Origin of the sequence: Arthrobacter sp. TS-15, from assembly GCF_006964045.1 — a bacterium.
Taxonomy (GTDB): Bacteria; Actinomycetota; Actinomycetes; order Actinomycetales; family Micrococcaceae; genus Arthrobacter.
In genome coordinates this window covers 457075-469194 of sequence record NZ_SDXQ01000006.1, presented here as the reverse complement: position 1 = coordinate 469194, position 12120 = coordinate 457075, and the positions used below count along the sequence as shown (strand labels likewise).

At 62.4% G+C, this 12120-nt stretch carries 12 protein-coding genes; 6 read left to right on the top strand and 6 right to left on the bottom strand.

From position 1 onward, the window contains the following. Nucleotides 1-843: urease accessory protein UreD (locus EU811_RS03480; RefSeq protein WP_446698035.1), on the top strand; the 843-nt coding region annotated here is incomplete at its 5' end. Continuing rightward, nucleotides 843-1877, top strand: a complete 1035-nt coding sequence (locus tag EU811_RS03475; RefSeq protein WP_142937101.1) for a HoxN/HupN/NixA family nickel/cobalt transporter — start codon at nucleotides 843-845, stop codon at nucleotides 1875-1877. The genes EU811_RS03480 and EU811_RS03475, both read left to right, overlap by 1 nt. Here EU811_RS03475 and EU811_RS03470 read toward each other — a convergent pair. Then, nucleotides 1855-2832 carry a serine hydrolase domain-containing protein gene (locus tag EU811_RS03470; RefSeq protein WP_142937100.1) on the bottom strand — a complete coding sequence of 326 codons (978 nt, stop codon included), beginning with the start codon at nucleotides 2830-2832 and terminating at the stop codon, nucleotides 1855-1857. The two genes, EU811_RS03475 and EU811_RS03470, sit on opposite strands and share 23 nt — an antisense overlap. A 155-nt stretch (nucleotides 2833-2987) precedes the next feature. Here EU811_RS03470 and EU811_RS03465 point away from each other — a divergent pair, with 155 nt between their 5' ends. Beyond that, a complete protein-coding gene (locus EU811_RS03465) occupies nucleotides 2988-3497 on the top strand; it encodes an RNA polymerase sigma factor (protein WP_142937099.1) in 510 nt (169 codons plus the stop codon). A 5-nt stretch (nucleotides 3498-3502) separates the two neighbouring features. Next, nucleotides 3503-4543: a hypothetical protein gene (locus EU811_RS03460; RefSeq protein ID WP_142937098.1), complete on the top strand. Its 1041-nt coding sequence runs from the start codon at nucleotides 3503-3505 to the stop codon at nucleotides 4541-4543. A gap of 82 nt (nucleotides 4544-4625) precedes the next feature. Here the strand turns inward: EU811_RS03460 and EU811_RS03455 are convergent, their stop codons facing one another. Continuing rightward, nucleotides 4626-7415: an alpha-amylase family glycosyl hydrolase gene (locus EU811_RS03455; protein ID WP_142937097.1), complete on the bottom strand. Its 2790-nt coding sequence runs from the start codon at nucleotides 7413-7415 to the stop codon at nucleotides 4626-4628. Between the two features lie 319 nt (nucleotides 7416-7734). On the opposite strand from EU811_RS03455, the gene EU811_RS03450 reads away from it, so the two are divergent. Continuing rightward, entirely contained in the window at nucleotides 7735-7932 is a 198-nt protein-coding gene (locus EU811_RS03450) for a hypothetical protein (protein ID WP_142937096.1), read from the top strand. After that, entirely contained in the window at nucleotides 7929-8159 is a 231-nt protein-coding gene (locus EU811_RS03445; RefSeq protein WP_142937095.1) for a hypothetical protein, read from the top strand. Before EU811_RS03450 ends, EU811_RS03445 begins: the two co-directional genes overlap by 4 nt. 74 nt (nucleotides 8160-8233) lie before the next feature. On the opposite strand, the gene EU811_RS03440 is transcribed toward EU811_RS03445, so the two are convergent. Genes EU811_RS03440 through EU811_RS03425 form a run of 4 tightly spaced genes read right to left on the bottom strand, consistent with a single transcriptional unit; the run spans nucleotide 8234 to nucleotide 12109 of the window. After that, nucleotides 8234-9277 carry a lactonase family protein gene (locus tag EU811_RS03440; RefSeq protein ID WP_187697069.1) on the bottom strand — a complete coding sequence of 348 codons (1044 nt, stop codon included), beginning with the start codon at nucleotides 9275-9277 and terminating at the stop codon, nucleotides 8234-8236. Nucleotides 9278-9279: 2 nt separating this feature from the next. After that, nucleotides 9280-10110 (bottom strand): aldo/keto reductase, encoded by an 831-nt coding sequence (locus tag EU811_RS03435; RefSeq protein ID WP_142937094.1) that lies wholly within the window; start codon nucleotides 10108-10110, stop codon nucleotides 9280-9282. Further along, complete coding sequence (locus EU811_RS03430; protein ID WP_446698034.1) at nucleotides 10107-11141, bottom strand: NAD-dependent epimerase/dehydratase family protein; 1035 nt, start codon at nucleotides 11139-11141, stop codon at nucleotides 10107-10109. The genes EU811_RS03435 and EU811_RS03430 overlap by 4 nt, the downstream gene beginning before the upstream one ends. Further along, complete coding sequence (locus EU811_RS03425; RefSeq protein ID WP_142937093.1) at nucleotides 11138-12109, bottom strand: aldo/keto reductase; 972 nt, start codon at nucleotides 12107-12109, stop codon at nucleotides 11138-11140. Before EU811_RS03425 ends, EU811_RS03430 begins: the two co-directional genes overlap by 4 nt. Nucleotides 12110-12120 lie beyond the last annotated feature (11 nt).

Genomic DNA, 12120 nt, shown 5'->3' with positions numbered 1-12120 from the left:
GAGCGGGGGGTGCGGGGGCGGTTGGAGCTTGGGGTTTCTGTGCGGGGCGGGAGGTCCGTTGCTTCGCGGCAGTTCCATGAGGGCGCGCTACGGGTGCTCAGGCCGCATTACTTGGATGGGTCCGGGCAGGTTTGTTATGTCATGGTCAATCCCGGGGGTGCGTATCTTGGGGCTGATCTGTTTGTTATTGACGTGGAGGTTGAGGCGGGGGCTGAGCTGTTGCTGACCACGCAATCGGCCACCAAGGTGTACAGGACTCCGGGGTCGTTCGCTGAGCAGCGGATGACCATCAAAATGGGGGAGGGCTCGCGGCTGGAGCTGATGCCCGACCAGTTAATCGCGTACCGGGAGGCGAGCTATCGGCAGAATTCGCGCATCAGTCTCCACCCGACGTCGAGCCTCGTCATGGCTGAGGTCATCACGCCGGGGTGGTCGCCGGACGGCGCGTCCTTCAAGTATGAGGAGGTGCGGCTGCGCAACGAGATCTGGGTAGAGGGGGAGAACGGTGCGAAGCTGTTGGCGCTGGACAACCTCCTGATCAGGCCACCTCTCAACGACGTGACCGGGATGGGGTTCATGGAGGGCTTCAGCCATCTGGGCTCGTTAGTGGTGGTGGATCCGCGGGTTGATCAAGGGCTCGCTGACGAGATGCACGTCATGACCCGTGATTTTGACGCGTACACCGGAGTTTCTTTGACCATGACTATTGCCGGGAGTACCGGGCTTGTGCTGCGATCGTTGTCCAACAGCACTGAGGAACTCAACAAATTGCTGGGTGCGTGCACCGGCGTCCTGCGGGAACGTTGGTATGGGCAGGCGCCCTTGAACCTGAGGAAGTACTGATGACTGCGCTGACCGAGTTCGCCACCATGTACCGGGAGCGGGAGACGTTGTCCCTGCGGACCCGGCTGCTGTTCACTTTCGGTGCCGTAGCCGCTTTGCATCTTGCCGCCGTCGTGCTGTTGCTTGTTGGCACCGCAGGTGGCGCGCAGCCGCTGGCGCTCGGGCTGGTGATCACCGCGTACGTGGCCGGCATCAAGCACAGTTACGACTGGGACCACATCGCCGCCATAGATAACTCCACGCGCAAATTCGTGGCGCAGCACAGAGACCCCGTGAGTGTGGGTTTTGCATTCAGCCTGGGTCACAGCTCCGTGGTGATCCTCGCCGGGCTGCTGGTGGTGGCGGGTGCCACCTTGATCGGGCAGTTCATGGAGGACGGCACCACCGGTAACAAGGTGCTGGGCCTGATCGGCAGTGGAGTCTCGGGGTTGTTCCTGCTGGCGATGGGCTTGTTCAACGGCTCCGCGTTTGTGCGGGCGACCAGCGTATACCGTCAGGTACAGCGGGGAGGTGATGTGCGGCCCGAAGACCTTGAAGCGAAAGGCTTTGTTGCCCGGCTGCTCGCCAAACCGCTGTCCAAAGTGGAGCGGCCGCGGAACATCTACGTGATCGGTTTCCTGTTCGGCCTGGGGTTCGACACCGCCACCACCATCGGACTGCTGGTCATCACCACGACGGCGTCACTCGCCGGTGTCTCGCCCCTCGCCTTGATGGCCCTTCCGCTCGCGTTCACCGCGGCCATGACCCTGTGCGATTCAGCCAACGGCGTGGCCATGATGAAGATGTACAGATCAGCCATCCACAACCCGCGCCGCAAGCTCGGCTTCAACGCCCTGATCACCGGCATCTCTGCTGTATCTGCGCTGTTCATCTCCGTGATCACACTGGGTGGCTTCATCAACGCCGCCTTTGAACTCGAAGATCCGCTGACCACGTGGCTCGGTAGCATTGACCTTGGCGACGCGGGCCTGATCCTGGTGGGACTGTTCGTGATCGTCTGGGCCGTATCAGCTAGGAGACCGCCACTGCGTTGAAAAGCTCGTTGGTGTCCACACCAAGGTCCGGGGTGTCCAGCACGTTGGTCAGGAACACCACGCAGCGGTCCTGCTCGGGGAGCATCCACCACTCAGTGCCTGACCAGCCCGGATGCCCATAAATCCCCTGCGCGAACAGCTCGGACTCATTGGCGGGCATCTGGAAGCCCAGTCCGGTGTGGCGTAGGGGCTGGGGCCGGGTGGTGATGTGCGAAACCTCTGTGGTCCGGGGGCGGCGCATGGCGGCAAGAGTTGCGGGCCGGACGGTTTTCCCGGAACCCCCCAGCAGCTCTGAACCCAGATTAAGTAGGTCTGCGGCCGTTCCAAAGAGCCCGGCTCCTGGATGCCTGTTTTTGTACATGGCCTGGATATCAAGGCCAGCTGCGTAGGCGCCGTGGACGGTGTGCGGGTTGGAATCCGTGTTGAACGTGAGCCCGTGCGCCCCGGTATCGGCGGCCAAAGCCAGGAGCTGGTTCTCGAACGGAACTCCGCCTGACCACTCGGCCATCGCCGCTGCACCCTCAAAGGCGATGTTGCAGTATTGCACCAGAGATCCGGCGTAAAAGGCTTGATCCGCGGCGGTGAGGGCTTCGCGGAGGGGAGTGCCGCCGTCGAGCGCCGGGTCTGAAATTCCGGATCGGTGGCTGAGTAGCTGCTCAAGCGTCACGGTATCCGTGCGGCCGGTGCCAAAGCCCGGCAGGGCGTCACCCAGCGAGGCGCCAAGCGAGAGTTTCCCCAACTCAACTTGCCGCATGACCGTCAGGGCCGTGATCGGTTTGGTGACCGAGAACAGCGCAAAGTGATCATCGACTGCAGCATGCCGGCCGTCGTCGGAACCGAACGCCACAATGTCCTCAATGCCTTGGCTTGAGGCAATGCCCAGCACCGCGACCGGCACGCGTTTGAGCTCTACCTGCTTGCGGGCCCAGTCCGCTGCGGGTCCTATTTCCACCATTGCCTGTTCACGCCTTCGTTCGGGGTCCGGGGTTGCTGCATCGAATCTATCGTGGACGCCGGAAGAAACTTGCCACCCATGTAACCTTGGCAGCCCGGCCGGAAACTATACAAGTATCCTGCAGTTCAGGGCTCTAATTACCAGGGGGAACAATCGTGCTTTCAGAGCGCGAATTGGCGTTCATCGCCATTCACAAAGACAGCTACCCATCCGTGTTCAAGTTCGTCTGCCGACGTGTTGAATCCGCGGACGTAGCTGAGGAAATCGCGGCCGACGTTTTCCGCGTCGTATGGCAGAAGTGGAGCGATGACTCACACCCGGACCTTCCGTACCTCCTGACGGTTGCAAGGAACCTTGTGGGAAATGCGTACAGGAGCCGCGACAGGCGCCTGGCGTTGCAGGAAAAGCTGCGGACGACGGCGGTCCAGCGCTTTGGTGGCGACTCCGAGAATGTTGCTGTCCAGGACGCAATGGAAGCACTGCGGGAAAAGGACCGCGACATTTTGCAGATGGCCTACTGGGACGACCTGGGGATTGCCGACATCGCGAAAGTGCTGCAGTGCAGCGAATCGGCGGCAAAAGTCCGCCTTCACCGGGCCCGCACTGCGTTCCGGAAACATCTGCCTGCAGGGGCCAACTCGACTACACAGAAGATGGGGGTCTGAAGACAATGGATCCGATCAAGAACCAGATATCAGCGATTGACCCGCTCACTATCGAGCCAGTGGCGGAACCCAACGGCGAAGAAGCGCTGCACAAAATCCTTTCCGGCACCACCGTGTTCAGCGACAACAGCCCACTCGCGGCAGTGACGTCCCTGGAACAGCGCAGGCGCCGCAAGGCTCAGATTGCGGGCGGGCTATTGCTCGGCGCTGCTGCCGTGACTGCGGGGGTGCTGGTTGCCTCAAGCTTCGAGACAGTCAGTTCCAATCCCTTGCCCGCTGTGACACTCCAAAGCTCCACGCCCACGCCTACCGTCACCCCGACGCCCACGCCCACTGCGACACCTTCGGCGACGCCGTCAGCGACGCCCACGGTGGCCGCGCCGGTGACCACCCCGCCCGCACCCACCACACCCCCAGCAGTGGCCTCTGCGCCAGTGGTGCCACCCGTGCAGGCACCCACCAGCCAGACCTATACCTTCCCGGACGGGCATTTGTCCTTCACCTATCCGGTCGGCTGGAGTGTCAGGGCGGACCAAGGACCATTCGATCCTCCCGGGACTGCGGAAGCCTCGCGCATTGTGACTGTCTTTGATGCCGCTGGGGCAGAGGTAGCCCGTGTGTTCAATGGAAACTACGCGGATGGGACTGCTGGTTTGGTGGACCGAACCATTCTGGACCGGGCCGTAGTGCCGGGCGTTCGCGACAACTCGGGTGAGCTGGTGGAGTTCGGTTTCTCCTCTAACCAGTCACAGTACATTCCCTACGAAGGGCCCCCCTACGAGGGAATGCCCTCACCCCGAACGGGACCTGCCGATGGACCTCCGACGTACATCATGGATGTACGGGTGTCCTCCGAGCTCAAGGCCGGAGTAAGTTCCTCCGGGACCAACCAGGTCCGCGTACCAAACGGCATCATGAGTGCTTACGCGGTGTTCGATCCCGCCAAGCAGCCAGCCTTCGCAACCCCGGAGGCGGCCAAGGCCTGGATGAATACGGCGCAGTATGCCCAGCTGAAGGCGATGTTCCTGAGCCTGAGCTACAAGTAGCCCATCTGAATAGCAGTTGAGGCCGTTTTGAGCGTTCAAAACGGCCTCAACTGCTACTTACTTGGGTTAGCGGACAGGTGGGTCAGCGGACAGTCACCAGGTGGCTGGCGGGGTCGTACCGGAGGGTGACCGGGCCGCCGTCGTGCTTCAACGCGATGTTGCTGCCGTTGGGGGCTCCGGCCAGGCCGTAGTTCTCAGCCCAGGAGCCGTTGATGGCGGCCTTGAACTCGTAGCTGCCGGCGGCCAGGTTGGGCACGGAGAGCTTCCAGAGTCCGTCAGCGGCGTCCAAGGACAACTGGGCCTGGGCGCAATCGGGCATCCAATCGCCAGCGCAACCGAGCTCGGAGTTCAGGCTTCCCGGCACGGAAACGGCTGCAGGCTGCTGGCCCGCGGTGACTGCGCTGATGAGATTGGTGGCGTGGTCGTACAGGAACGTGACGGCGCCGCCTGTGTGCGTGAACGCCACGTTGGGGCCGTCGAGCTCACCGCCTGCGCCGTAGTTTTCGTCCCAGGTGCCGTTGAGCGCAGCCTTGAACTCGTACGTTCCCGCGGGAAGGTTGGGCACGCTCAGCTGCCACAGCCGATGCGTCGGCTCGTAGCTCATGAGCCCCTGTTCGCAACTGGGCTGCCAGTCCTCGGCACAGCCCAACTCGGTGTTGAGGCTGCCGGCCACAGTGACGGTTTCGGGCTGGGTGGGCTCACCCACCACTCCGCTCTTCGGCTCACTCGCCGACGTCTGCCCGCGGTTACCCAACACCACCGCGCGGTACTCCACCGAGGCCCCCGGCTCCAGGGACGACACGTCATGGAACACCTGATAGGGGGCGTTGTCATCCGTGCCGATCGCCGTCCACTCGCCACCAGCCGTGCGCGCTTGGAAAGTGACCTCATAGAACGAGTTACCGTCGACGTCGGCCGTTACCTTCAGGCGGCTGGCGTCACCAGCTGCGGTGACCGGCTTCTTAAGCACGACGCCGGGCGCCGCCTTGGACTTGGCCAGTCGCCCCGCTGCTTCATACACCACAGTGGAAAGCGGCGGTACGGTGACGGTCAGTGTGGCGTCCTGTCCGGTTTTGGCGTTCTTGGCGGCGTCACCATAAACCAGTTTGAACGGCTGTTTCGCTTCATATGTGGGGATCGCCGCGGTCTGGGCTGTCTCGCTGTTGTTCACTGCCACGATGTACTCGCGCTGCTCTTTGGCATCAATGCGTGAGAACGCGTAGATGCCGGCGCCGTCGGCTGCGTAGCGGTTTTGCTGGGCACCGCTTCGGAGCGTGGGGTGTTCAGCTGCGAGGGCCGCGAGTTCACTGATTTTCTTGTACAGCGGGTGGTGGGTGTCGAAGTTGTCAGTGGCGTGCGTGGAGCTGGTCCCCAGGAGATCATCATCCAGATACTCCTGGACCTTGCTGGCGAACATGGTCTGCCGCGAGTCCTGGTCTCCGCCGGCCCCGGTGAAGCCTTGCTCGTCGCCGTAGTAGATCACGGGGTTGCCGCGCGAGAAGTACATCAGCTCATGGGCGAGCTCGTCGCGTTCCACTAGTTCGGCGTCGGACGCGCCCGGGTTGTCTTGGGCGATGAAGGTGCCGATGCGGCCCATGTCGTGGTTACCCAGGAAGGTGGGCAATTGGTAGACGTTGGAGTCGGCGTCCGTGTACCAGTCATCCCCGTTGAAGAAGTCCGCCAAGCCGGTGGCTTTGCTGCTCTGGGACGCGAAGCTGCGGGCTGCGCCTTGGAACCCGAAATCCAGCACGGCCTGCATCTGGTTCCTGGTGGTGAATTTGGATGTGATGCTCTTGGAGGTATCGAAGACCTCGCCGAACATGAAGAACTCGTCCTTGCCCTGTTCCTTGGCGTAGCTGAGAACCTGGGGTCCGAACTGCTGCCAGAACTCGTCATTGACGTGCTTCATGGTGTCGATGCGGAAACCGTCGATCCCGAAGTCGCGGATCCAGGTTTTGTAGACGTCCATCATTCCGTTGACCACTTTGGGGTTCTCGGTGAAGAGGTCGTCCAGGCCGAAGAAGTCGCCATAAAGGGAGTCCTCGCCGGCAAAGTTGGTGTTGCCGCGGTTGTGATAGAGCGTGGGGTCGTTCAGCCAGGACGGAACCTTGACCTCTTTCTCCGCGTCCGGGACCACAGGTGTGTACGGGAAGGACGTGGCGGCATCCAGGGCCGGGAAGTCTTGCGTTCCCGCGTAGTCGCGGTCATCGAAGACCTCGCCCGCAGCGGTTCGGTAAGGCTCGGTTTCTTTGGAGATGTAGGGCGCCGAGGCGGTTTCCTGGTACTGGATGACGTCCGCGGTGTGGTTGGTGATGATGTCGAAGTACACCTTCATGCCACGTGCGTGGGCGGCGTCAATGAGCGTCTTCAGCTCGGCATTGGTGCCAAGGTGGGGGTCGATCTGCGTGAAGTCCGTGACCCAGTACCCGTGGTAACCGGCTGAACTGTTTGCCAGGGTGCCGTCGCCTTGGACCGCCTTGTTCTTGAAGCTTGGTGTGAGCCAGAGAGAGTTGGTGCCCAGCCCCTGGATGTAGTCCAACTGGTCTTGGAGACCCTTCAAGTCCCCGCCGTTGAAGAACCCCTTACGGCTGGGATCGAAGCCGGACACCATCGGATCGGAACCCAGCCCGCCGTCGTCGTTGGCGGCTGTACCGTTGTTGAAGCGGTCGGCCATGACGAAGTAGAAGTTCTGATCGCTGATACCGCCGCGGATGGAGTGCTGGGCGGCGGGGTCGGGCGTGGGGACGGGAGCGGCGCCTGCGGGGAGGACGGCCGAGGCGGTGAGTACCGCCGTCGTCATGAGGACGGCGGCGATCCGGTTCAGTGGTGGGCGCTGGGGGCAGTCGTTGGATCTATAGCTGCGAGATAGCAAGTGATGAAACCTTCCGCTAAGCGACAGTGCTGTGGCATATAGGTGTTGTGGGACAAGTCACAACTGTAAGCGCTTCCGTATGCTTAATCCACGAGTTCCGGGTATTTCGAATTGTGAAGGATCTCGCCAGAACTATCTTTCTGGAAGCGTTTGCATGCGCTCTACCCGAAAGCGTGCGGGATTTTCACTGTGCCTTTGCATGGCCACATTCCAAAACGCTATGCATCCGTCCATAACCAAGCCCGTATGACTTGCATAGGGTTGAAGAGATCTGCTTCACAAAACACCCCCGATCTATCCCCAAGGATGAGTTTCAACGATGAAGAGCATCGCCCTCCTGCGCGAACGAGCCACCCGCGTCATGCCTACCGGTTCCCACTGCCCGGCGTCGGGTCTCTGGAGCCCGGACTCCGATCCGGATGCCGTCCAGGTTTTCGCGGAAGGCCACATCCTCCCGGCCCACCAGGGTGTACCCACCGTCTGGCGGCGCCGCACCGCCGCTGAAGCGTCGGCATGACCAGCACCATCCTGAACAGGCCCGCCGACTACCGCCACGTGCCGGCGGCCGAGTGGACTGAGCTCGCCGCGGGCGATCCCGTATGGATCTACGACGTCGCGTGGGGCGCCGGGACCGGCCGCGTGGACGATGTTTCCAAGCACCAGGAACTGCTCTGGGTCATCCTCGAACCGACCGGCCGCAGGCTCATCTGTGGAACGGACGACGTCGAGGTCTGGACAGCCTGAAAAGACCCGCCGAGATGGCACAACATGACAATGTCTGAGCGGATGATTGTCATCAAGTGCCATCTCGGCGTCAGTTAACCGGCGGGGACCAGAACGCTGGGAGAGCCCGTCTCCACACGGCTCACGGGACCGTCCGGCAGTCCGGTTGCCGGGTCCAGCCTGAAGCTCACGACGTCGTCCGAGCCTTCGTTGGCGACGTACAGCCAGCCTTCGCGGACCAAGTGGTGGCGCGGCCACTCACCGCCGCACGGTACCTCCCCGACGGGCTCCAGTTCAGCCCCGCCGTTGGATACCTTCACCACGCAAATGGAGTTGGACCCGCGAACGCCCACATACGCGAAACGGCCGTCGGGAGACAACGCGATCTCCGCTCCGGCGTCGCCTTCTTTGGCACCCGTGGCGCTCGCCGTAACTATGGTTGCCAGCCTGTAAGTACCGTCCGGTTCCATCTGAAGTGCTGCCACTTCCACTGAATATTCGGTGTCCACCACAACGGTTCCGCTGTGATGGCGGGCCATGTGCCGTGGCCCGGAACCCTTGGGCAGGATCACCTGATGATCCAACTGCAGGCCTTCGCCCGGCGCGTACCGCCACACCCTCACCAGGTCATGTCCCAGGTCCGTGGTCATCACACGGCCATCCGGCAGCATCAGGCTTGAGTGCGCGCGGCTGGGTCGCTCCCCGTCCGGAGTCGTTGCAGAGTGGGGATCGACGGCGGCTGCCGCGTTGGTGCGCGAGGTGATGGCGCCGTCGTCGTCCAGTTCGTAAAGGATGACCTGACCGTCGCCCCAGCACGTTGCCACAATGAAACGTCCCTGTGGATCAGCCGCCACGTGGCACGTTGCTTCACCGGCGGGCCAAGGATCGCCGAAGGCCTCCAACTCAGCGTCGCCGGTCCGGCGATACGCCCGCACGGTCTTACCTTCCTCGGCGACGGCGTAGACCACCGGGAGCGTCGGATGCAGTGCGAGGAATGATGGTGAGTTGGCGGGGACCGCCAGGCCAAGGGACGTCAGCTGGCCATTGTCATCAGCCGAAAGTGCGGCGATGCCCTCGCCCTTGCCATTCCTGTCGGCAGTGTACGAACCAACCCAGATCAGTGTTTCCTGGCTAACCATGGTCAGTGGCCCTGAACGTCGGAGTCCACGCCGGCGTCCGGACCGGCGTCGAGGGTTTGAAGCCTGGTGAGGTCATCGGGGTCCAGTTCGAAGTCGAAGATGTCCAGGTTCTCCCTCATGCGCTGCGGATTGGAGGTCTTGGGGATGGCCACCAAGCCCTGCTGGACATGCCAGCGCAGCACCACCTGGCCGGGTGTTTTACCGTACTTTTCGCCGATGCCGGCCAGCACGGGAGCATTCAAAAGATCGCTGCTGGCACCCAGCGGGCTGTAGGACTCGGTGATGATGCCATGTGACTGGTTGAAAGCCCGTGCAGCCGTACGGGGAATGGAGGGGCTGACCTGGATCTGATTGACCGCGGGCACCACATCCGTTTCGCGCAACAGCTGATCCAGGTGGGCCGGCTTGAAGTTGGAGACACCGATTGATCTCACTTTGCCCGAGCTCTGCAGCTCCTCAAAGGTCTTCCAGGTGGACACGAACTCACCGCGGCGGGGGAGCGGCCAGTGGATCAAAAGGAGGTCTACATACTCCAGGCCCAAGCGTTCCAAGCAGCCGTCCAGCCCGGCAATGGCCTTTCCGGAACCCTGGAATTCACCATCTAGTTTTGTGGTGATGAAGAGTTCTTCGCGACTCACCCCACAGGCGCGGATGCCGTTGCCCACGCCCTTCTCATTGCCGTACTTCTTTGCAGTGTCCACGTGCCGGTAGCCGTGCGACACCGCCTCCACCACGGCATCGGCAACCTGGGCATCATTCAACGGCCACGTGCCAAGGCCCAGTTGGGGGATCTTGTGGCCGTCGTTGAGTTCAATGAGCGGGGCAGATGTCATGCGCGCACATTCCTTTCGTAAAGCCGATCGCATAGCTCCATATAGTCCTCGTGAACCACCTGCAGCTCAGGATGCTGATCATGCCATGACACGATCTCTCGCGCACCGTCCGCGAACGGAATCGTGGCCCGGTAATCAGGGACAAGGGCTTTGATTTTGGAGTTGTCGAACACCACGGAGTGCGAGCGGTCACCCAACAGGTTGGGGCCGAGCTCGGGACTGTGGGCTGCAATCGTGTCCGAAGAAACGTGGAACAGCTCCGGTTCGTCCACCCCGGCTGCCCGAGCAAACAGGCGGTAAATCTGGTTCCACGGCAGGAACTCGTCCGAGGTAATGGTGTAGCTCTCGCCCACAGCTTGGGGCCGCCCCAAGAGACCAACAAAGGCCTTGGCGAAATCCCGGCTGTGAGTCAGCGTCCAGAGCGACGTGCCATCACCGTGCACCATGATGGGCATCCCCGCACGCATCCGGTGGATATCGGTCCAACCGCCCACCATCGCGATCTTGGTCCGGTCATAGGTGTGGGAGGGCCGGACCACGGTCAACGGGAAGTCCAGCTCACGGTAGGCCTCGTACAGCACCTCCTCGCAGGCGATCTTGTCCCGCGAATACTGCCAGAACGGGTTCTTGAGGGGCGTCGATTCCCGGATAGGCAGTGTTGTGGGCGGCTTCTGGTAGGCCGAAGCGGAACTGATGAAGACGTACTGTCCGGTCCGCCCGCGGAACAATTCCAACCCGGCCCGCGCCTGATCCGGGGTGTAGGAGATAAAGTCCGCAACGGCGTCGAACTCCCTTCCCTGAAGTACCTCACGTACAGCGGCGGCATCCCGAACATCCGCGTGGAGCACTTCCGCCCCGTCGGGGACCGGCCGCCCGGCTGACCGTCCCCTGTTGAGGATGGTCAGCCGGTGGCCCAGTGCGACGGCGCGTTCAGCCGCCGCCGCACTGATGACTCCCGTGCCGCCGATGAACAGGATGTTCCGTGGTGAGACGGTGTCCGCCGCAGTCCCGGAAAGGTGGATCAGGCTCACCAGGCGTAATCTTCGGGGGCGGGGCGGTGTCCCGGGAAGATGTCGTCCAGCCGCTTGAGGGCGTCCTCGTTCAAGGTCACGTCCAAGGCGCGGATGCCCGCATCCAGCTGCTCCTGGGTACGCGGCCCAACGATCGGGGCCGTGACCGCAGGCTGGTGGAGAAGCCAAGCCAACGCAACATCCCCGGGTGCGTGGCCCAGTTCGTCCGCGAAATCCTCGTACTGGCGGATTTGCTCCTCGTGCTTCTTGAGGGTCTCCAATGCCCGGCCCTCAGCGCGGCGAACACCCTGCTCTTCCTTTTTCAGCACGCCACCCAACAGCCCGCCCTGAAGCGGAGACCAAGGAATCAGGCCCAGGCCATAGTTCCGCGCAGCCGGAATGACCTCAAGCTCCACTTCGCGCCGGAACAGGTTGTAAATGGACTGCTCACTGACCAGCCCGGTGTAGTTCCGCCGGCGCGCCGCTTCCTGCGCCTGGGCGATGTGCCAGCCGGCAAAATTGCTGCTGCCCGAGTACAGGATCTTGCCCTGCTGGACGCCCACCTCGATTGCCTGCCAAATCTCATCCCACGGCGTATCGCGATCGATGTGGTGGAACTGGTAGATGTCGATGTAGTCCGTCTGCAGCCGCTTAAGGCTCGCATCCAGTGCCCGGCGGATATTGAGTGCCGACAACTTGGACTCGTTGGGCCGGTCCGTCATGGTGCCGTACAACTTGGTGGCAAGGACCGTACGCTCGCGGCGCTCGCCGCCCTTGGCGAACCAGCGGCCGATGATTTCCTCTGTCCAGCCGCGGTGCTCGGTGCCGCCGTACACGTTGGCGGTGTCAAAGAAATTGATGCCCGAGTCCAGTGCGGAGTCCATGATGGAGTGTGCCGTTGCCTCGTCCGTCTGCGGACCGAAGTTCATGGTGCCCAGGCAAAGACGGGAAACTTTCAGGCCGGAACGGCCCAGGTGGGTGTACTGCATGTGGTTGAGTC